This is a genomic window from Haloarchaeobius litoreus, from assembly GCF_024495425.1.
In the GTDB taxonomy this organism is placed as follows: Archaea; Halobacteriota; Halobacteria; order Halobacteriales; family Natrialbaceae; genus Haloarchaeobius; species Haloarchaeobius litoreus.
Genome location: NZ_JANHJR010000004.1, coordinates 35,505 through 57,570 on the forward strand (window position 1 = coordinate 35,505; position 22,066 = coordinate 57,570).

Below are 22,066 nucleotides of genomic sequence, written 5' to 3' on the forward strand. Positions count from 1 at the left end.
TCGGCTATCCCGGCTTCAGTCTGCAGTCACAGCTACATCCCTGATCCAGAGTCCATGATACACGAATCTACTACCGAGATCCGGCAGCGAATCGCTGACTTCAATGAAAAAGCCAAAACACAGACCCGCGAGCACACCCGGCACACGGTCCGGCAGCTCTCCGCAAACACGGTGTCTGGGCTCATCGGCGTCTCGTTCATCCTCCTCGCCACTGGGACTGCCGCAGCACAGGAGGACGTCGGAAACGTCTACTGTGACACCGGGGTCGAAACCGGTATCGATCTCGTCTTCGGCGCTGTCGCCGGCCTTGGACTCCCCGCCACCGCCTACTACCTGAGCAAAGGTGGCCTCTCGTACATGCGGGCAGGCGGCAATCCGGAGAAGAAAAACCAAGCAAAGAACCGTCTCGTCATGTCCGCGATCGGATTTGGCATCGTTGTGCTGGCCCTCCTGTCGCCCGAACTCGTCGACAAGATTGGGAGCCAGATGGGGTTCGGCTTCTCCGACTGCGTCAAGCCGTTCTGACAGCCCTTCATCAGCCCAAATGCGATTCGAAATCCCGCTGGCGGTCGGACTGCTCACACTCACACTGGCAAGTCTGGCAGTCAGTGGGGCAGCAGGGGCTCCAGACCAACTCGAAAGCCCCGACCCGAACAACACGACAAAGCCCGCGGACGGTCCCGCGTACGGAGTCAACAACAGCACGTTTCAGCGGCTCTGGTCAGCAGACACCGACCAGCCGAACCTCACGAGAAACGCGTTCGACTCCTGGAACATTTCCCGCCCCGAGTTCTTCCGCCGGCTCGCGATGACTACCGACGTCCCCTTCGACCGGCCACCAGAAGCCGTCGAAGCCTGGAACAGCGGCGACTTGCAAGATTTCACGCCGGGGAACAACACACAGTCCGTCCATCCTGACGGTGTCACCCTCAGGAATAGCGAGTTCATCCGTGATGCGTACGTCGCGACGTACGCCGTCCAGCCCTCGACGATACTCCACCAGTCGAACGGGACGACGCACTACATCGCGCCCGAGGGTGACGTGCTCACGACCGCGGACTACCGCGTTCGAACACCCGACGACGACCCTATCGGTCCCGTCCAGCGGACCTGGGATATCAGTGAAGCCCGGATTGAGCGTGTCGTGCTCAAGACGGACAACGAGACGCAGGACGCAGGTGCGGGCCACACGACGACGCTGCACTACTCTGGGATGACTGGAAGCCCCACGTTGACTGTGCAGGCCGAGGTCGTCGTGGAGGTCGAGGAGATCATCCGGACTTGCGACGATTTCAACGGCAGCACCCGCCGGTGTGACTCCTCGTGGAACATCACCGTCGAAGAGCATTCAGACAATGTCACAGTCACGAGTCGCCGGGAGGTCCGCGTGAATGACCTCTCGGACGCAACCATCGAGCGCGTCGAGTTCGACGCCGAACCGGAGCGAACTGGTGCGATTCTGCTCCCCGAGAACATGTGGGCCCGGATGACCATTGACGAGAACGGGGGAACGGGTGTTCGGAACACCTACGTGTACTACACGGCCGGGAAGGAGAACTGGCACGAGCTGACGACATCGACGGCGATCTGGAACGAGAGTCATCGGTCGTCAGTCCGCCCGCTCCAAGTTCACGCCTTCCCACGACCGTCTGGTGCTCGCGTGACTGATGGTCTTCAGCCGAACTGGTCACAGCCACGGCTCGGAATCGACCACCGGAGCGCCACCCAGCTGTCTGCACCGACAGTCCCCGACACCTTTCACATCAACAGCGGGGAGCCCTATCCCACGACTACCCGACTCGCCGTGAGTTCAATCGAACTCGCAGCAGACGACTTCGAGCAGGTCACGGTTCACGGTATCGTTCGTTCACACTCGCGGACTGTGTCCGCAGAGACGACCAGAACAGTCCGGGCGACGAACGTCTCGGTGACTATCCTCGAGTCCAACGCGACCGAGGCAACCCTGCAGGTGCGAGTTCGTGAGAACGCGACTGGAGCCCCGGTCACAACGGGTGACGTCCAGGTCGGATCCGCCAGCGCGAGTCTCAGCGGGAGCGGCGTCGCGATCGTCACCGTCTCGAACCCACCGAATCTGGTCGAAGCGCGGTACGAGCCGGCAGCCTGGTGGAACACGACCCAGCCGTACGCTTCGTCGAGTGAGGTCGAGCAGCTCCCGCTGACGTTTCCGTCATTCGAGGACCTGATCAGCCTCGCTGTCGTGACGGTTCTGTGGTTCATCCCGGTCGGGATTCTGCTGTTCGGCGTCGATTACGCGTCAGATGGCGCGCTTCTCGGAATTCACGAAACTACCACCCATGACTGATAACACTGAATCCACAGCAGAGTCGAGCCGTATCGCCCGCCGAACACTCCTGAGTTCGCTTTCCGCTGGTGCAGTTGCACTGGCCGGCTGTTCATCGAACTCACCGTCGACGACAACCGACTCACAGCAGCCCTCTCAGACGGAACAGGGGACGCAATCGATCACGACCGGCGGGAACAGCGTCTTCGCCGACGTCCAGATCGGGACGACAGACCTGCAGGTCGAGCTCGCGGATGCGGAATCGGTGAGTCGAGTGAATCTCATCGACCCCGACGGAGAGCTTCACAGCCGGACGGGTGTGAGTACTGGAGCGACGCAGGTGTCACTCAGACTCTCCGACGACTGGGGGTTCTCGAGTGGCGGCTACACACCTGGAACGTATCGACTCGTCGCTGTCGATGGTGAAAATTCAGTCGAAGAAATCGACCTCGAGATTCGTCCGGACGTGTCGATTACGGGGATTCGGTGGGCGAAGAACCATCCCGAGATGACCTACCAGGGTGAGGACCCGCCCTCCTACTTCGCACAGGTGCTCATGGAAAATACTGGGACTGGGCCGGCGTTCGTCGAAGAACTCCAATTCGAGGACACGCCATTGGACGTAACTACCATTCGTGATGTTTCACAGCAAATACTGAGACTGGTGCCTCCCGGCGCGACTGTAGGGCAGATGACCAGCCGGGTTTTTAAAACGTATTCTGGATCTCAGTATCTGGATTGTGATGCCCATGACGAGATTACGTTCACAATATCTGCTAGTCTTCGTGTGAGCCAAGAGACCCCTTCGTACTCACGGCGAGTTCGGTACGAGACGGACGAGAACGGGTCCTGTATCCTTTCCTTGGTCGAATCCAGCGGGAATAGTGACGGAACAAGTGAAGATGGAGGAGCATAGATATGGGCTGGTTCGCAGAACAGATCAAGCAAGCCATAGAGTCTATCGTCGGAACAGTAACTGAACAGATTGGGACCTTTTTGACGAACCTGATTCAAGCCCTCATTCAGAGGATTGTTGGTGTTCCACACCCCCTGGGCGACCAATACATCGTCATAGGACAGCCAAGTAATAGCCCATGGTCAGAACTCTACTCGGATGTATATCTGACGTACATCCTCCCACTCACGTTCGCATTTCTGTTCATCGGATTTGCCTACATTGGCGTACGAAGTGGCTCAATTAGCCCATACCGGCGAAAGAAACTGCTTCGACGTGCCGCCTTAGTCTTCATGGGTGCATTCGTCTGGTTTCCGGCCGTCTCGCTGCCACTTCACTTCATCAACGATATCGGAATGGTGATTGCTCCGGTTGATGAGATGACTAGCTCGTTCGAGGGTGGGGCAAAGGCAATCACTGGTGGCGTTTTCATCACGCTGATCATCTACTTCGTGGAGAACTCAATCGTCGTCATCGCAGCACTCGTCTACGCTCTCAGGTGGCTCGGAATCATCGTATTGACGTTGACGATGCCGTTGCTCGGAGCGTTCTGGGCATTCGACGTCTGGCCGCTCAGTCCAGTTTCACGTATCGCAAAACGAGCAGCAGCGGTCTATCCCGGGCTCATCCTTGCAGGACTGCCCGCAGCAGTCCTGTTCCGAATGGGGTGGGAAATGAACTTGTTCAGTCTCGACGCCTCAACGATCGCTTTCAACGCCCTCATGGCACTGATGTTGATCCCAGGAGCTTGCATCGCGAGTATTCTCACGGTCTACTGGAGTAGCCCGATGATCCAACGGGTTGCTCGAAAGGGCGCACGTCCCACAACGCAGGCAGCGTCATCAGCGGCGTCGACGACCCGACGGTCAGCAAAGCAGGGCGCACAGGGCGCGATACAGGTACACCGCGACCTCGCACAGAATCCCCCGCTTTCGTTCTCTCGTTCGAACTCCGGGTCCAATGACTCTGGCCGACAGTCTGGCAGCACGTCAGGAAATTCGAACGCGACGCCACGCTCGGGGCGGACGATGCAACAGCAAACAGAGACACCAGCCCTCCCCGGTCGTGTTTCTACGGTCACGGAGACAGACGGCTCCTCGAAATTCGACAAAGAGGCGTTCAAACGTACACAGCGGAAGGTCTCGCGGTGGATGGACTAGTGAGCCGAGCCCCTCTCTCAAGATAACCCATGAGTACGAAATCAGATTCAGGTCAGTACAGCGCCCGACGAATCCACAAATCCCTCGGCGGGACCACAGCCTTCCTCAGAGGGTACAGCATCGCCGAACTCCTGTTGTTCCTCGGGGTAGGGTTCACCACCTTCGTCGCCGCTGCGCTCGTTCCAGCGACGCTTACAATCCCTACGTTCGGGTTCGGACTGATGCTGACGCTGCTGTTGCTTCTCCTGCACAAGGTAAAGCCGAGACACCTCTGGCTCACTGAGTGGCTTGGTGCACGCCTTTCGTGGGCGGTCAAGAACAAGTCCTACACCCACGGCGGCGAGGACACCAGCGAGGTCCGGTACATGACCCGACTGGAGCGCGTGTACCCCTTCGGCATCGAGCGGACGGATGGCGCGCTCGTCGGTGCCATGCGGGTCACGCCGGCGAACCTCTCCCTTGAGGACGACGATGCGTGGTCGAAAGCCGTCCAGTCGTTCTCCGAATTTGTCAACGCGAACATCGACTTCCCGGTGAATATCTACACAACGAGCCGGACCGTCGACCGTGACGACCTCGTCCACACGTATCGCGAACGGCTCCGCGACGGAGACGTCCAGTCCCGCCCAGTCCTGAAGCGACTGCTCCAGACGCGAATCGAGGAGAACACGGATGACAACGGCGAACCCGACTCAGAATCCACGACGGTTCGTGAGTTCTACATCATCACCGCAGTCACCGACGCCGATATCGAGGCAGACAGCCAGGCCGACGACAGCGTCGTCACGTACCTCTCCTCGCTCCCAGTCGTCGGGTCTGCGTTCGGTCGGTTCCAGACGACCGACCTCTCGGCTGAAGACCGTGACCAGCTGAAACAGTCGAAGCTGGAATCCAGACTCGCACAGATCCGACGAGGCGGGACGTCGCTGTACCGGTGTTCGGTGTCGCCGGTCGACTCGTACGAGCTGGCCCGCGTGACCAAGGAGTACTGGAGCTGCCAGCGTGAGACGTATGGAGACCTCTCGAACGCGATTGGTACGTTCCCAATCGTCTCTCACGGCATCAGCGACGGCGTTCCGTCGACGCCCAGTCCGGAAGACGTCGTGAGTACAGACAGTGAAGACTCTCCGTCACCCGTCGAGACAACAGCTGTCGATGATGAGGCTGAGTGGGAGTTCCCACTCGACGACGAAGAGACGGCTGAAGACGATGCCAAGGACGACAGTGAGTCCAAGGGGCTGTCGACGACGAAACTGTACGATAGTGTCTCGCATCGCCACCAGTCCATCGTGGCGCCGTCGACGGTCGACTGGAATCCGACCTACGCCGTCATCGACGACGAGACGTTTGTCCGGACGTTCTGGATAGACCAGTTCCCCGAGGAGCCAGTCGAGGGGATGTTCGAACGGGTGTTGCTCGAGACAGACCTGAACACGGACATCAGTATCCACCTCGACCCATTTGACAACCAGTCCGCCCAGGACATGATGGCCGACTGGATCTCGGACCTCAAGGTCAACCAGCACGACGCTGGTGGCCTCCACGCAGAGGACCTTGAGGACGACATCCAGCGAGCGAAATACATGCGAGCGCTGGTACGGGCGAACGAGGCGTCGTTCTACCGTGGCGGGGTCTTCATCCGCCTCACCGCAGAGAGCAAGGACGATCTCGACTCTCAGACCAACCGTCTGCGCTCGCTGGTGAAAGACGCTCCCTCAAACTGCACACTCAAGGTCGCGAGCCGCTGGCAGGAGAAAGGTCTCGCGACGGTATCACCCTTGGGCCGGAACGAGCTCGGTCGCGACCGGATGTCGACTATGACAAACCAGGCCGTCGGCGCGATGTTCCCGTTCAGTTCGGACTACCTGATGATGGACGACGGCATCGAGTACGGCTTCCACGGCCACAACGGTTCCCCGGTCCGCATCAACCCGTGGTCCCTCGAGACTGGCCACAGCGAACTCGTCGTCGGAATGCCGGGGGCCGGGAAGACGTTCGGCGGGACTATGCGGCACCTGCGGATGATGAAGCGTCGCAACGACACGATGCTCGTGGTTATCGACCCCGTCGGTGGCTTCCAAGGCATCGCAGACGCGCTCGACGCCAAGACCATCGCTGTGGGTGGGGATACGAAGTTGAACCCGCTGGAGATTCGCCAGACGCCCCAGCACGTAGTCGACGCCGACGATGGAATCTCACCGCTCTCGGCGAAGAAAGACGAGGTGTTCGCCGTGCTGGAGAACTTCCTCGAAGGTAGGGACATCACGCTCGGTGCCCAGACGGGCGTGCTCTCGTACGCGATCGACGAGGCGTACCGACAGGCGGGAGTCGTTGCCGGCGACGTGAGTACGCACACGCCAGCGAACTCGCCGACGATGCGGGACGTCCTCGATGTTCTCGCCGATATCTCCGACCATCCCGATGAACACAACATCGCTGCGTCGGACTCCGCTCGCGAGCGTGCCACCCAGTACGCTGACGATCTGGCGATTGCGCTCCAGCCGTTCAGCGAGGGCGGGTCATACGAGAATCTCGCGAAGAAATCAGAGGTCGACATCCTTGAGGGCGACAACAAGGTCGTCTACATCGACCTCGGACAAATCGAGGGCAGTGCATCGGGAATCGACCGCCAGACGTTCCTGATGCAGCTGTTGCTGACGACGGTGTATCAGCAGGCCAAGCGCACTGATCGGAACGTCGAACTCGCGATTGACGAAGCGCACTACCTCTTCGAGGACCGAGCCAACCTGGACTTCCTCGAAACCGCGTTCCGACACCAGCGCCATGCCGGCCTCCGGATGGTCTTGCTCTCGCAGACTGCTCAGGAGTTCTACGAGAGCGAGCAGGCCGAGAAGATTCTCGGGATGTGCCCAATCAAGGTCTTCCACAAGCTCCCCGACCTCGACGACGAGACCGCCGACAAGATCGGCCTAACCCGCGAACAACGCCAGTACATTCGAAGTGCCGACGCCGGAAAAGACGAACTCGGTTACTCCGAATCGTTGGTCCGGATCGAGGAACACGGCACCTACCCGGTTCACGTGGTGGCTGATGCGTTCGAACAGCGCGTCATCGACTACGAACCCGAAGACCAAGCGTTCATCGAGGACGCGATCACGGAGGTTCCCGACGAGTACGCTGACTTCGAGTCGTTCGTCGAGGAGCAAGCAAAGCAGAACGCGTTGACGAACCGCTACGGACTGTCACCGGAAACTGCTGACCAGCTCCTCGAGGAAGGACTCTCCGCCGACGACTTGCTGCACGCTGTCGCTGCAACCGCCCAAGAGAAGCAGGCGCGCGAGGTCGCCCCGAGAACCGACGGCGGGAGTGCTGGAGGTGAGTCCGATGGGTAAGCTCGGACTCTTCGGTGGCGACCCGCAGTACGAGGCGACCCAGCTCGATATCGACGAGCCACTGACGTGGACACGGCAGGACACCGGCGGCACACTACTCCGAATCCGCCCGTACAAGGAGAACGATGGCATCGTCGACGGTGCTGGCGTCCTCCAGTCGGTCCACGACGTGACGATGAACTGGCGGGGGAAGAACACCAGCGACCACCACTCCTTCGAGGTGTGGTTCGACCAGGGAGTGATCACGTTCTACATGCACGCCGCGACGGACGCGGCCGCGGACAAGTTCCGGCGGCGTGTGGGGAACAACTACGCCAACTCAGAGGTATTCCCAGTCGACAGCGGCCATGCGTTCCCCCAGATCGAGCCCGCCGAGTATGTCGCTGGCGCGTGGCTGTCGATGGAGAAGATGCCATACTATCCGATCCGACACCACAACGCCGAGGGGTTCGAGGTCGACCCGTATGGCGAAATCACGAGCGAGATGCTGTCTCTCGACGACAGCAAAGTCGTCACACAGGTCGTCTTCAGGCCCGCGAAGCAGTCCTGGACCGACGGCGACCGGTTCAAACACAACAGTGTCGATGAAATCGCCCACGGGCTTCGACAGGGAACCTCGGTCGGTTGGCTGAACCCGCGGGTTCGCCCGGCGAGCGCGAAGGACAAACAGGCCGCTGATACCATCGAACGACAACGCGGCCAGCAGGCGTTCCACGTCAACATCCGCGTCCTCGCTGTCTCCCGTGACCAAGATGAGGCCGGAGCCCGCGCTCGAGGCGTCGCGGGGATGTTCAGGAAGTACTACAACGCCATCACCGAGCAAGGACTCGACGATACGCCCGTCTCGCATCGTCGCAAATCAAAGCGCCAGCGCAAGCTCTCCGAGTTCGTCGAGCGAATGGCCGCCCGTGAGTGGGTCGACCGCGAGATGATCATGACCGTCGACGAGCTCGCCGGCGTCGCACACATCCCGAACGACGAGATCACGACCCCGAAGATCGACTGGCGCTACACTCAGCGCGGTGACCGCATTCCCGCTGACAGTGTCAAGTACGACGAGAGAGGCAACCCGGTCCACTCACCGACGAGAGATGACCAGGCTACCGGTCCAGATGCCGGGAGCTGGGTAGATGGGGGTGAAGACCGTGTTTAACCGTTTCTTCGGTGGGGACGATGACGACGAAGAGGATTCGTCACTGCCCGTGCCGCACGACGGTGCGGACCGTGACAGCGAACAGACCGAGTACGTCGAGGAGTCCACGACTCGTCCGTTGTACGACATTGTCGAACAGCAGTCCATCCGCGTCGGCGGCAAGGAAGTCCTGACGGAGACGGTGGATGGAGAGGTAGTTGCGGGCCCGTTCGTCCGAGAAATGTTCGAGTCAGCCGTTCACGACGACCAACCCCCGCTCTGGATTGGGTACACTGAAGACCCGCAGACGGGGTTCCGTGAAGCCCCACTCAAGTTCAGCTCGCTGTTCCGGCACATCTGGATCGCAGGGACGACTGGCTACGGGAAGTCGACATTAGAGCGCAACCAGATGGTGCAGTGGGCGTACGCCGGCTACGGCTTCATGTTCTGCGAACCGAAGGGTGTTGACTCGCGGGAGCTGCTTCGGATGCTTCCGGAGCATCGGCTCAAGGACGTCGTCTGGATCGAACCCGGGTCGACATCCCACGAGAAGACGGTCGGGATGAACTTCCTCGAACTGCCGGAGTGCGAGACACTCGAGGAACGCGAGAACGAGATCGAGAGCCGGGTCGAGAACCTGAAAGCGGTCTTCGACACTAGCGACTACTGGGGCATCAACATGGAGGCCATCACCGAGTCCATGGCTCGCGCGATGATGAAGTCCGAAAAGCAGTTCTCGATCATCGATATGTACTTCATCCTCCTGAATGCCGAACGCCGCAAGGACTTCGCAGAAGACGTCGAGGACCCATACATCAGCGAGTTCTGCAAAGAGATCGCGAAGATGGAGGACGAAGACGTGCGCCCGCTGCTCAAGCGAATCAAATCCTGGGTCGAGAACGGCGTGATTCGGCGGATCATCGCCCACCGAACCAGCACGATCGACTTCGACGACATCATCGAGAACGACCGGATCGTCATCGTCCGGACGCCCGTCGAGAACACGGACATCAAGAAGATGGTCACGCTGGGCGTGATGCGAAACCTCTGGTCTGCGGTGCAGCGTCGCTCCTACCAGCAGGATACTACGCCGGACCCGTACTTCGTGGTCTGTGACGAGTTCGACGAGATCGCCAGCGAGAATCTGGATATCGAGTCGATGCTCGCCCGTGCTCGCTCGATGCGGCTTTCGGTGACCCTGGCGTCGCAGTATCCCTCGCAGCTCGACGAGGACACGCTGAAAGCGATGCAGAACAACTGCGACAACCTCCTCACGTTCTCGGTGAACGACAGCGACGACGCCGACCTGTTGATGAAGCGGTTCCGTGACTACACCGCCGAGGACCTCATCACGACCGACCAGTTCAAGATCTGGACGAAGATCCCGCTCGCCGGCGGGCGCTACTCCGAGCCCGTACTGCTGAGGACGTTCCCGGCGTATCCGCCGCTCCGGTCGAGTGACGAGATCGACGATATTATCGAGGCGAGTCTGCAGCGATACGGGACTGATCCGCCGACGGATACGGAGATTCTTCGGAACCTCATTTATCGTGACTACGATGGCGATACCGCCCCGGAATCGCTGGCGCTCGACCGGGTGATGGCCGAGTCGATTCGCGCGGTCCAGCTCCGGCGTGGCGAACACGAGCAAAACGGCTGGGTGCCCGTTGAGGTCGTCGACGACGAAGTCCTCTCTCGACTGGAGAATGCGTCCGACTCCGAACTGGAGACGAGTATCGACGAACTCACCGAGGTCCGACGGGAGTCACCCCTCGTCGAGGTTGACCTCTCCGTCGAGAACGATGCAGTAGTCGTCCGATTGAGTGAAGACGGGCAGGATATCTCCGCGCCAGAAACGGGCAACGTGTCTGCCGCTGGCGGGAGCGAGCACGACGAGCTGCTGTTCGACATCGAGGAGTCATTGACGGGTCTCGGGTTCGCCGTCGAGCTAGTCGAACAGGACGGGAGTGAGCGCCCGGACGGAATCGCAACACATCCCGACCTGGACAGCGAGTTTGCCATTGAGGCAGAGACGACGACGCCCACCAAGCCCGCGAAAGTCCTACAAAACCTCAAGCGTGCGCAGTCGAGGGACCAGGTACCGCTGTTCGTGGTGCGACCTGATGAGGAGAAGCGGACGGCAGAGGCTGCTAGAATCGGGGACATTCTCGAAACGCCGGTGCGCGAATTAGCCGACGGGACCGAGCGGTTCTACACGATGGATGAACGACTCACCTTCGGCGGCGGCGCGAATACCAGAGGAGGTGTTACGACTGTTCGGCCCAGAACCGACGGTTCAGACCGGACCTTCTGGAATCGGACGGGCTCGAAGTATGAGCTCACGAACGGAAACCGCGTCTTCGCTCGTTTTGACGCCGAGGGTCCGATTTCGAAAGATGACCTGCCAGCGCACTTCAGCTACGACCCAGAGACGGCCCAGTACACAGTATACTCTCAGGGGCAGAATCACACCTACGAGACGAAAACAGCATTCGAGGAAGACTGGGTGGTCGTGAAACGGCCGTTCATCCCCTCCCGTGAGCTTCCGAATCCAGCGTTCGAACCTGACGACTATCACATCCTCGTCCTCCCCAGCGATGAACCGCCACTGTGGTACGAGGACGGGGACACAATCCCGGTCGCTGCCGACCTCTCAGCATTAGACGAGAGGAGCACAGGTGGGCAGGGTCAGGACTCCCACGCAGAACCAGATGAAGACATGACTACCACCACCCCTGCCGAGGGTCCGGATGAAACGGAGGCATCGGAGACGAGTCTCGAACTGGACCCGGACGATGACGGTGTCGCGGTGTTCGTCGATCGCCACATCACTGTTGATCCTGACGCCAGCGTTCCAAAGAGTGACCTCTTCGAGGCGTACTCTTCGTGGATCGACGAGTACGAGATTAGCGGGACGAACAAGGTCTGGTTCGCCCGGAAGTTATCTGACCACGTCCCGGTCGAGCCTGGACGCCAGCGCGTCGACGGCGAACGGGTCACCGTGTACGAGGGAATCGACCTCTCCGAGGAGATGAAATCGGCCAGTTCTTCCGATAACGTATCAGAATGAATACTATGGACACTGCCAGAATGAGAACTCGACTGATCGCGTTACCCTGGACAGAGAAAAGTGCAGTCTTGACTCACTCAAAGTGCGGTTTTCGACAGGCGAAGATTGCTGTCCAGGGTAAACTTCAGCAGTGGGATTTCTCTGGAACTGGCGTCCAGGGTAATAACCGCAAGACTGCGGGACTGTCCAGGGTAAAACGGTCTCAATTAACGACTAGTATAGAGGGGGGAGAACTCGTTTTCCCGAGAAAAATCGAGAAATCAGGCGACTGGCCAAAATATTCGAAATATGAGTAGTATTCAGGCTCCGTTTCGGGCGGCTCGCGAACAGGGTGGTCGAGCATGAGTGAGGGCTGTGAAACACTGGTCGATGCGGAAGCGATTCCGGAGGCATTGCGGTCGCGAGAGCAGTGGGTGTGCTGGCGGGTGAAGAAACGGGACGGGAAGGACACGAAGGTACCAGTCATCCCGGATGACGGGGGATTCGCCTCGGCAACCGACGAGGAGACCTGGCGGTCGTTCCAGACAGCTGTCGAGTATGCTTCCACCGGAGAGGCCGACGGTATCGGCTTCGTGTTCACTGAAGATGACCCATTCGTCGGCGTGGACCTGGACGACTGTCGCGACCCGGAGACAGGGGTTCCGTCAGAAGATGCCCAAGACATCGTAGTGTCGCTAGAGTCGTTCACCGAGGTGTCGCCCTCGGGGACGGGCTTTCACGTAATCATCAAGGGTGAGATCCCGGGTGAAAGAAGCCGGAAGGGGTCGGTGGAAATGTACGAGACGGCGCGGTTCTTCACGATGACTGGGGACCAGGTCGAAGCGACGCCGGCGACAGTTCAGGAGCGGTTGTCCGCACTCGCAGAGGTATACGAGGAGTACCTTACTCCGGAACCGGACACCACTCAGTCCCCGGAGCCCTCCTACGCAACCACACGAGGCGGCACAGGTGGCTCCACGACTGGCGGAACGGTGAGAGTAGAGGGTGTGGACCTCTCCGATGAAGAATTGCTTGAGCGGGCACAGAGCGCAAGCAACGGCGAGAAATTCGAGCGCCTCTGGCGTGGGTCAACCACAGGGTATGAAAGCCAGTCCGAGGCGGACATGGCGCTGTGTTGCATGCTGGCGTTCTGGACAGGCGGCGATCGGTACCGGATGGATGAGTTGTTCCGTCAGTCTGGGCTCCTCCGTGAGAAATGGGACGAAGTCCACTATGCGGATGGGTCGACGTACGGCGAGAAGACTATCGAGCGAGCGATTGCGCGCACCTCCGAGTTCTACGACCCCGATGCTGCCGACTCCGAACGGGACGACGTGACACCCGACTCTGCTGGATCGCCTGAACGACGGGGCGCTGCCTCTCGGACCGAGAGCCACCTTGCGGAGAAAAATCGTCTCCTCCGAGAGCGTGTGGAAGAACTTGAGACGTCACTTGAACGGAAACTCGAACGGATTCAGGAGCTAGAGGCGAAGCTCTCGCGACTCCAATCATGATACAATCTGGCTAGCGACCGAGTTTCCCCCACGATGCCGGGTAATCCCTCATCGTTCGATTGTCATCGAGCTGAATCAGCCGATAAGTAGCTGAGCGTATTGAGTGTCAATTATCCACTATTTCGTATACGCATTCTAATAGTCGTGCAATGATACCCCGCGCGAGTCGGTCACGAGTGAGCGGTGTCGGTGGAGACGGTCGAGACGGTCCGTCGTCGAACGTTTATAATCGAGTGACCGCAAACGTTCGTCGATTGGAAAATGAATGATTATCTCGGTCTGTCCCGACGAGACGTTGGGGCGGGCATCGCCGCCGGCGGGTCGGCGCTCCTTGCTGCCGTTCTGGTTAACCTCTGGAACTTCGCTCAGACGTTCAGGGGCCGAGGATTCGACTCCGCTAGCATAGCTGAGTATCGGCGAGGAAGTGAGATCATCTTCCTCGGGATGATTGTCACACCGGTCGTCGATCTCATCGTAGCCGACCGTTGTCTGGCGTGTGGTGATGTCGGATGAGCCGGATCCCCGCTACGGCGCTGTAGCAGGCGTCGTTACAGCAATCGGGTCGCTCTTCATGTTCGCAGTTTTGATAGGATTCATGTTCTCTCTGAGTCAGGTTTCCGCTGGCGGACTCGCTGGTGCGCTCTCCGAGTTCGTGTTCCTCACTGCCCTAATCGCTGTATTCGGGGGTATCATTACTCTCCCCGTTATCGCTACGATAGGGGCTATTGTAGGATACGGATACGAATGGTACTTGGCCCGAAGGTAGTATTCATCCCGGCCTGTCATGCGTACCTCACCAAATTCCTTGACATGTTCCGCGCGGGAACTGCCGATGAATTCGGGTTCATACGAGAAGAGACGCCGTCGACCCGGAAAGGTACATCGGATAGCGTCGGTACCTGTACTCGGAGTAATGCCCTCTTTTCCACTTATCGAGCCCTAAGTAGTTCTCTGAAGACCCTCCGCGGGACATCCTCGTGTTTGTCCCACTGCTTGATTGTCCCCAGTCGAGGCGCGATGTTGTCGAACAGTTTGGGGTACTCGTCGTCCGTCACGACAAACGTCGCAGGTGGGTGAACCTCGAGGGTTTTCAGGTATTTTGCTTCATCATCGTCCCCGAACGGAATCGGCGTCATCGTTTGCGGAAGGACTAGCGAAATCCGCATGAGCTTCGTGCCGTCTGGTTCGAATCGGGTGTCGCGGAGGGTCAGAATGCCACCACGGGTGGCCAACGCGTTGCAGTTCTTCCAGTCAGTCAGAGGCCGCCGATTCTTCTTATCAGGATCCTCATCGTATTCTTTCTGCAGCTCTTCAAATTTCCACCTGCCCGTGTACGGCTCATCGAACCAGTGCATCCCGAAGTATTTTGCCCACAACTTCGCCCGCATCTCATCGGTTATTACCCCCGTATCGTGGACACCGTGATAGACCGGTATCTCATCTAAATCGGTTAGCTCCTCGGACATTAACACCTGAATGTCTCTATTCGCGTACTGTGAGCCAAAATACGCACGTCCACGGTCGTCTGTCGACATGACCTTCGGCTCAATACGTTCGTAGAGCGGGTTGACAGCCCCGTTCATTCCAATCACCCATTATTTGCCCACGTTGTTAAATCTAATGGGGTCTGTTCTGCCCACACTTAGGATGGGGGGAGAGTCCAGAACTAATCAATATCGCTGACGAATACGGTCAGGAAATTGTCCCAGAGACCGTATTGAGGAGTGTAGCATCTAGAGCGAGCAAAACAGATGACGATCCGAACGCCGAATTATCTTTTCCAACCACTCCATATAGTCCCACAAGCCTATTCAACTATCCATGAGATGGCCGCGCCCGTCCCGTGGACAGTATGCTGGAGGCCGTCGAATTTGGCGATCCGGCACACGCTAGCTTCGGCTTCGTACCAGTAGTCGACCTCGCGGACAACTTTCTCGGCGATGTTCGCCGCCGTGTACCGGTCTGGTAGCGCCTCCACCGCCTTCGGGTCGCTGTCGGCACGCGTGTAGAACAGTCCGAGCAGCCCACTCTCCTCGCCGAACTCCGACGCGTGAAGTCGGCGAGCATCCGTCAGGAGTGTGTTCCGGTGAAACGGGCTAAACACGTGGCCGTACATGGCGGGTTCTGGGTCGCCGTTTGCCCGCCAGTAGCGGATCAACTTCGCTTCCACCGGGATTCCTGTCGGTAACACGAGGTCACACCTCCTATCGAGCTCGGGATACGCCACCTCGCGCTCAACCGATTCATACCGTTCATTCGTGCTACGGAGATGGTTGAGGATCAATTTGATTTGACGTTCCTCATCCTCCGATCCGAGTCCATCACCGTACTGTCCGTTCGTTTTGGCATCGACAGTCGGAACCACAGCCGCCATATCCTCAGTTAGCTCTTCGAGAGACGGGAGTTCGGCCATATGACCACAACATGTCTGCAAGTCATAGAACCTACGAGTCTTTCGAGATTCAACCGTGTCTACACCCACTCCTTGTAGCCTGCTGTCGAAGCGCCCCAACATGGCGATTTATGTTGCCTGCTTGCCAACTGCTGACCGATGACAGAGGAACCGCTGGAGAACGTCAGCTCCCTACGAATTCGGGCAGGGCAGGGAGCCCTCATCTTGTTTCTTCTCACGGTACGCGAGGCAGTATCATTCCCTGTCAGTCTCGGGTTCGCCCACGTAGCGACCATCGTTCTCTTGATACTTCTGCTCGCAGAGGCCTATCTCAGTCTGTCCCGTCGGTCAATCTTTCCCGATAAATATGAGCGCAGGGTGAATGAGCTCTTGATCGGGATTGCCCAGAACCCCGTCGCGTGGCCGGTGAAGGCGATAGTCAAGATAGCTGAGAAACGAAACGAGAACATCAGGCATCAGCGGACGGTGGTGGAGGCCGAGCAGTTCCTCGCCGAGATTGACGAGACCGTTGCCAACGACTTCGGCCGGGATGACTGGCTGTCCGATGCATACGATGCCGAATCGACCGCCGAGAAGATCGTCTCGAGGGCGGAACACAACGGGCCATTCGCAGTGAAGGACGTGGTCGCCCCCGAGATACTCTCCCTCCCCACCGACGACCGACTCATCGTGACCGTGCTGATCATCGTCCGCCGCCAGAGGGCGACCGATGGGGACATCTATGAACACAAGGACGCGATCTCGCAATGTTTGGAGAACTTCGACTTCACCCACCCGAGCGAGGCCGAGCTGAAGCTCCTGCACGGGTTCGACGATCTCCGCGAGATTCTCAACTCGGAGGACGACACGGGCCGCAGGGTCGCTCTGGAAACGGGCGTGGACGACCCGGAACAGGCGTACGAGGAGCTGATGGACGCCCACTACCCATTCGGGAAGTCCTACCCCGAGTACGACAAGACAACACTCCGAGAGTACAAGAAGAACATCGCGGAACTCGTGCAGGCGGAGCTGAGCGTGGGCGGGGCGCAGTCGAGGGTTCTGGAGGCCATCAGGGAGGAGCGCGAGCGGCTAAAGCAGGAGCTGGGGAGCAGAGACACGTTCCTGCTCGCACTACGGGTCATCAACTGGGACGGCTCCGTAGACGGCTACGACGACATTGACCGACCTCTCGCTAGGAAGTTCGACGACCATATCAAGATCGGTCGGACGTACACGGTCGACGACGAGGCCGAGCGAGACGAAGATGTCCGGGTGAACATGTGGCTGGTCTCCGTCGAGTCACGCTACCCCTCCGGAGACGCCTTCTACCGCTCCGAAGTTGAGCCCGTACTGCCCGACGAGATCGTCGGGTATGCGACGAGGATAGACACGCCGCTCGGCCCGGACTACGACAGGGATGAACTGTACAAGGAAGCCCAGAACCGTGAGCTGGTCGATGAGATTGTCGCGCAGGCGGACATCCTGTTCACCGGTCAGCAGGAGGAGGGGATCACCCTCCGTGCGATCGAAAACATGGTTGACAGGGACGTGAGCGCGGAGGACTTGCTGGCTGCCATCCAGCTCGACTCTATCACGGGTGCGACCGCGGAGGAGAGTCGGGTCTTCTCGGAACATCGCAGTAATATTGAGGATAGACTCGGAATCGACTCCGTCTTTGAGTGGGGCAATGTCAGCCCCGAACGGGCCGGCAAGGAGATTAACGCGCTCGTGGATATGGGCGACCGAGAGCGGTGGACAGAGTTGATGTCGTCGCTCATCGACACTGTGCGCCGATGCCGACCACCACAGCAGGTCGCCGTGTCCTGACTCGATACAGGTTTCCGCGACTTGAGTGAAAATAGTAGGTCGGTCACCTTGATGGATCGAACCGTCACCGGGCGCAGAAAAATACCCACATGCGTATTCTCTCTGAACGGTACGACGGCGCGGTGGACAAGGGGGTCATCATCTACGGGTGTCGTGAGACGTTGGATGTCCGCGCCTTTCACATCCGCTCGACATGACCCCTATTCGTCGGAGGCAGTTCTAAAACGGGAGTTATAATGGTCACCTTCCTACGTGGGCACATGAGTGTCACCGACTATCCGTGCGACCCCAATGAGTGGTCAGAGGATACAATAAGAACGTTGATAAATGAGGGTCGGCGGGAGGACTCTCATCTCGAATTCAAGAGCAGGTTTCGCGGTGCGAGATGGGAGGGCGATCGAGGAAAAGAGATTCGTAAAGAGGCGATGGCCTTCGCGAATCACGACGGTGGACACATCGTATTCGGTGTCTACGACGACGATGATGATGCTGCCGACGGCATCGGAAACGTCCAAGCGTTCGCCGCCGAGGAAAACCCACGCCGAGAGGTCTCAGACATCCTCCAGAAAATTGAGCCACAAGTTGACTACGTAGTGAATTCGTTCAACGTGGGTGGTAAGGGGATGGTGGTCGTGTACGTTGAAGAGGCACTCCGACCTCCAGTCACAACGCCCGGAGAGGGAACCTACTACCGCCATACCGAGAACTCCCTTCCCATGACCCCTGACCAGATGCGAGGAATGCTCGCTGAGTTCAGTGAAAGGGAGGCAGCGATCAGACAGCTAGAGAAGGAGTTGCAGTTCTTCTTCGATGCATGCGAACACTACGACTTCACTCCCCACGAGAGCAGAGGCCCGTACTTTGAAGCGGTAAATGTCTCGGGACTCAAGAAGGCAATCAGGGGGCGGCACGGACTGTGGCAGGATGAGACGGCGAGGAAGAAGCTGAGAGGGATCAATCCTGTGCTGACCAGTATCGAGATGTCTGCGGATGACTGGAAGCGGTTATCGAACTCCGACTCTCTCCCAACGGGCAATATTGGCCCGTTCAGTTCGAAGGATGATCGCAAAACACAAACCGAGGAATACACAGAGATTCTGGAAGAAGATGTCAGCAGGTTGTGGGAGCTGTGTCAGCAATTGGTGGAGGCCTGCGATCTTGATGTAGAGATCAGGGGCAGACCTTGACTATGATCGAGACAATACCGATCTGGCATACAACCTCTATGATGTGAGTATCAACCGAAGTTGGCACCCACATTTTGACAGCCATACTATAGGTACATTGGGCCGTCCAGAACCACGTAAAGGACTCCGCCCAGCTCTCGTCCAAGTGCCAGTACCGGCGCTGATCAAGGCTCCCGAAGAGATTATGATTCATCACCGGGGTAAACGCTAATACTAAATTAGCGGCCCCTATCAGTGCTATGCCGGCATTTAATCCGCTCGAACGAGATGGGTGAACCATGCCCGACGGCAGCGGTCCCGGTCGCGTCGAAAAGTACACCGACCGGCAGGTCGAACGCGTCCGCCGGTGTGTTCGCGAACCAAACCGGTCGGACATTCTGAAGACGATTCGACTGGGCCGCAGAGGGAACATACCGTCGCCGAAACCAACCAGTGGACGAAGCCGGGGTGGTCGAAGGCAACCATCCGAAACAATGCCCGCGACCTCCGCATCCTCGCCGGTCAACTGCAGGGTCTCGACGAGGAGGTATTCGTCCCCGACGTTGATCATACTCGGAGCCCCTCGACAGAAGAGAGCCAGCAGCTCACCATCCCGTTCTCTGTGGCAAAGCACGAGCCGGAACTTCTGATGCCGTTCGATCAGATGTCGGACGTAACCCGCGGGGCCATCACCAGCTGTCTCGACGCGTACTTCAGCTGCTTCGACGGGGACAACGATGACTGGCCGATGCGTCCGGTCGCTGACCCGACGTAGGATGACTTCGTACAGGTCCTCGACTAGCACGAACACGAGGACAGCCAACTCCGCCAGTGGAACAGCATCGGCGACGGAACGTGGGACGCGATGTGCCGCCATACTAAACAGCGGGACTACTCTGATGTCTTCGACACTGGGACGAACCCGTTCCCCGACATCTCCGACCAGCTCTTCCGGGAGGGGCAGGTCTCGGTAATTCCCACGAGCCACCTCCGGGGAGATAAGGAGTATCTCGTCGTGCTCTCGATCCGCTCGTACATCATCGAGAACAAAATCGATGACTTCGGCGTTGACCCCGCAGTCAAGCGCACGCCGATGCTCGTGGCCGTTGACGAGGCCCACAACTACTTCTCCAGCCCGTCGAACATCCGCGAGGCCTACATAGTTGGGAAGGCCCGCGAGGCCGTCAAGCAGGGCCGGAAAGACAAACTCGGGCTGCTGATGATCACGCAGAACCCGGGAGACATCGACGGTGACATCCTCAAGCAAGTCAACACCAACGTCTTCCTCCAACTGCGCAGTGAGGTCGTTGAAGACGTGTCGTCAGTCCCGCGCGGCTTTCGCAGGGACATCCCGAAGTTCGCCAAGGGACAGGCTATCGTCAAAGCTCCAGACGTTGAGGCGGTTGAGGTGGTCGGCCTCCCCTATTGTCTCACACGGCACGATAACTGAGCAACCAGACCGGGACGAATAGCTTCATTAATTTTAGTATAGTATTCACTTAGCGAGGCATGACGAACACAGGAGAGCAGGATGGACATTTGGCGAGTGGTGATTTATCCGGGGAGAAATTCGAAGGGGAGGACTTTCGACATGCAGACCTCAAGAATGCTGATTTCGAGGGTGCAACCTTTAGGATGTGCACACTGTTTGGAGCGAATCTAGAGGGCGCAAATTTTCGCAATGCTGACTTGTCTTATCAACATTCCCGTGAGTGGCTTACTCCGACATATGAAAAACTCAAAAAAGAGCATATTGAAGACGTAGTCGGGTTTCACTATCCTGTCGAGCTTTCCAATACAAACCTGGTCGGGGCAGATTTCGGTGGAGCAGATATTTCTGAGGGTTATATAAATGAGGCGGATCTTGTGGGCGCTGACTTCACTGGAGCCAAACTTCCGAAAGCCCGACTACAACATGCCGATCTCACGAACGCTGATTTCCGTTGTGCCGATCTATCCGATGCTGATTTGACGGGTTCTGATCTCAGTGGGGCAGACCTCCGCGAAGCCGATTGTAGTGAGGCAACCTTCAAAGAGGCAGACCTCTCCAATGCGAGACTGCGGGGTGCGAATTTTGAGCGGGCTACGCTAGATGATGCGAATCTCTGTAACACGAACCTCACCCGGGCCAATCTCTCACGTGCAACGATCGACGGGGCTGCTCTCGATCATGCGGTTTTTGACGACACCGACCTTCGAGACCTCAGCTTGAGGGGCGCCGATCTGTCTGGTGTTGATTTTTCGGGGTTTGACCTTTCCGGGGTAGCTCTTCGTGACTGTAATTTGGCGAGCGCGAATTTTCGACAAACGAATCTCTCGAATGCTGACCTGAGTGCTGCGACACTTTCAGAAGCAGATCTCCGCGAGGCCAACCTGCGAAATGCAGAACTTCCGGATACAGACTTGGTGGATGCAAACCTCTGGCGGGCCGACATTCAGGGGATCAACCTCAAAGGAGCGGACATGCGCGGTGCCGTCTTAGTGGGAACTCACCTAAGCGAAAGCTGGGCTGGAAAGCCCACGACTAAGGCCCGGAAACTGCTAATTGATTCATACAACATGATTGATGTGTCGGTGAAGGATATTGTTCCCCAGTACAGGGCATTGCTCAGATCGATTTTCCGTAGTCCGAAAGTCCGCAAAGTAGCCCTCATAACCGCATTCCTCTATACAACAATAGAGGGAGTCACACTCATTGCGAATCTCTATTCGGGTTCAAACTATGTCCCACTGCTGACTTCGCTTAAAGGGGAATTCGTCGAACAGTCAGTCCCCCTAGCCTTCTCGCTCACCGCCTTCGTTCTCGTTGGTCTCGCCGTCGTGACGGCCATTGAGCGAGTTTCGTATCAAGGTGACGAGGGGACAGACTACAGACCGCTTCTCGTTGGGTTCAGGGATAGCACGTATTTCGCCATCTCGGCCTCTTTATTCGGGATTGTGTTCCTTACATTCGATAATATCCTCAGCGGGCCCGGGGTGCCAGTCGGTATCGCAGTCTTTTTCGGCCTTTTTTACTTGTATTTGTTCGTGCTGACGGGGATGGTGGTCACCGCGAAGGACATTGTGGATCTAGTTTTCAGACTCACAAGCTGATAGATCAAGCCTATGGACGACAGCAGCCCGGAGTCAATGCAGTTCGTGATCGAAAATGGAAGGCTCACTGAGAGGCCCCAACCAGCGGCCAATTAACGGACGAACACGCCGGCGATCGTACCC

General features: G+C 58.3%; 15 protein-coding genes and 1 pseudogene. 14 read left to right on the forward strand and 2 right to left on the reverse strand.

Annotated features, from left to right (window positions below; all coding sequences use genetic code 11):
- Positions 1 to 54 precede the first annotated feature (54 nt).
- The 9 genes and pseudogenes from NOW55_RS17845 to NOW55_RS17885 all read left to right on the forward strand — a co-directional run bounded on the left by NOW55_RS17845 (position 55) and on the right by NOW55_RS17885 (position 13,978).
- Positions 55 to 525: a pilin gene (locus NOW55_RS17845; protein ID WP_256401480.1), complete on the forward strand. Its 471-nt coding sequence runs from the start codon at positions 55 to 57 to the stop codon at positions 523 to 525.
- The gene (locus NOW55_RS17850; RefSeq protein WP_256401481.1) at positions 476 to 2,323 is read left to right on the forward strand and encodes a DUF8186 domain-containing protein; all 1,848 of its coding nucleotides are present in this window, start codon (positions 476 to 478) and stop codon (positions 2,321 to 2,323) included. Before NOW55_RS17845 ends, NOW55_RS17850 begins: the two co-directional genes overlap by 50 nt.
- On the forward strand, positions 2,316 to 3,218 hold the full coding sequence (locus NOW55_RS17855; protein ID WP_256401482.1) for a hypothetical protein: 903 nt from the start codon (positions 2,316 to 2,318) through the stop codon (positions 3,216 to 3,218). The genes NOW55_RS17850 and NOW55_RS17855 overlap by 8 nt, the downstream gene beginning before the upstream one ends.
- Positions 3,219 to 3,220: 2 nt before the next feature.
- Complete coding sequence (locus NOW55_RS17860; RefSeq protein WP_256401483.1) at positions 3,221 to 4,417, forward strand: TrbL/VirB6 family protein; 1,197 nt, start codon at positions 3,221 to 3,223, stop codon at positions 4,415 to 4,417.
- 29 nt (positions 4,418 to 4,446) lie between these two features.
- The gene (locus NOW55_RS17865; RefSeq protein WP_256401484.1) at positions 4,447 to 7,770 is read left to right on the forward strand and encodes a VirB4 family type IV secretion system protein; all 3,324 of its coding nucleotides are present in this window, start codon (positions 4,447 to 4,449) and stop codon (positions 7,768 to 7,770) included.
- Positions 7,763 to 8,923, forward strand: a complete 1,161-nt coding sequence (locus NOW55_RS17870) for a DUF8128 domain-containing protein (RefSeq protein WP_256401485.1) — start codon at positions 7,763 to 7,765, stop codon at positions 8,921 to 8,923. The genes NOW55_RS17865 and NOW55_RS17870 overlap by 8 nt, the downstream gene beginning before the upstream one ends.
- Positions 8,901 to 11,972 carry a type IV secretory system conjugative DNA transfer family protein gene (locus NOW55_RS17875; RefSeq protein WP_256401487.1) on the forward strand — a complete coding sequence of 1,024 codons (3,072 nt, stop codon included), beginning with the start codon at positions 8,901 to 8,903 and terminating at the stop codon, positions 11,970 to 11,972. Before NOW55_RS17870 ends, NOW55_RS17875 begins: the two co-directional genes overlap by 23 nt.
- Positions 11,973 to 12,313: 341 nt before the next feature.
- Positions 12,314 to 13,456: pseudogene (locus tag NOW55_RS17880) on the forward strand (phage NrS-1 polymerase family protein); the annotation flags it as partial.
- A 270-nt stretch (positions 13,457 to 13,726) separates the two neighbouring features.
- Positions 13,727 to 13,978 carry a hypothetical protein gene (locus tag NOW55_RS17885; RefSeq protein WP_256401489.1) on the forward strand — a complete coding sequence of 84 codons (252 nt, stop codon included), beginning with the start codon at positions 13,727 to 13,729 and terminating at the stop codon, positions 13,976 to 13,978.
- Positions 13,979 to 14,394: 416 nt separating this feature from the next.
- Here NOW55_RS17885 and NOW55_RS17890 read toward each other — a convergent pair whose 3' ends face one another.
- A complete protein-coding gene (locus tag NOW55_RS17890) occupies positions 14,395 to 15,048 on the reverse strand; it encodes a hypothetical protein (RefSeq protein ID WP_256401490.1) in 654 nt (217 codons plus the stop codon).
- 224 nt (positions 15,049 to 15,272) lie between these two features.
- A complete protein-coding gene (locus NOW55_RS17895; protein ID WP_256401491.1) occupies positions 15,273 to 15,878 on the reverse strand; it encodes a transcriptional regulator in 606 nt (201 codons plus the stop codon).
- 138 nt (positions 15,879 to 16,016) lie between these two features.
- Here NOW55_RS17895 and NOW55_RS17900 point away from each other — a divergent pair, with 138 nt between their 5' ends.
- The 5 genes from NOW55_RS17900 (at position 16,017) to NOW55_RS17920 (ending at position 21,943) form a co-directional block, all read left to right on the forward strand.
- Positions 16,017 to 17,684: a hypothetical protein gene (locus NOW55_RS17900; RefSeq protein WP_256401492.1), complete on the forward strand. Its 1,668-nt coding sequence runs from the start codon at positions 16,017 to 16,019 to the stop codon at positions 17,682 to 17,684.
- A 260-nt stretch (positions 17,685 to 17,944) separates the two neighbouring features.
- On the forward strand, positions 17,945 to 18,871 hold the full coding sequence (locus tag NOW55_RS17905) for an AlbA family DNA-binding domain-containing protein (protein WP_256401493.1): 927 nt from the start codon (positions 17,945 to 17,947) through the stop codon (positions 18,869 to 18,871).
- Between the two features lie 346 nt (positions 18,872 to 19,217).
- On the forward strand, positions 19,218 to 19,625 hold the full coding sequence (locus tag NOW55_RS17910; RefSeq protein WP_256401494.1) for a hypothetical protein: 408 nt from the start codon (positions 19,218 to 19,220) through the stop codon (positions 19,623 to 19,625).
- Positions 19,626 to 19,715: 90 nt separating this feature from the next.
- Entirely contained in the window at positions 19,716 to 20,300 is a 585-nt protein-coding gene (locus tag NOW55_RS17915; protein ID WP_256401495.1) for an ATP-binding protein, read from the forward strand.
- 59 nt (positions 20,301 to 20,359) lie between these two features.
- Positions 20,360 to 21,943 carry a pentapeptide repeat-containing protein gene (locus NOW55_RS17920; protein ID WP_256401496.1) on the forward strand — a complete coding sequence of 528 codons (1,584 nt, stop codon included), beginning with the start codon at positions 20,360 to 20,362 and terminating at the stop codon, positions 21,941 to 21,943.
- Positions 21,944 to 22,066: the final 123 nt, after the last annotated feature.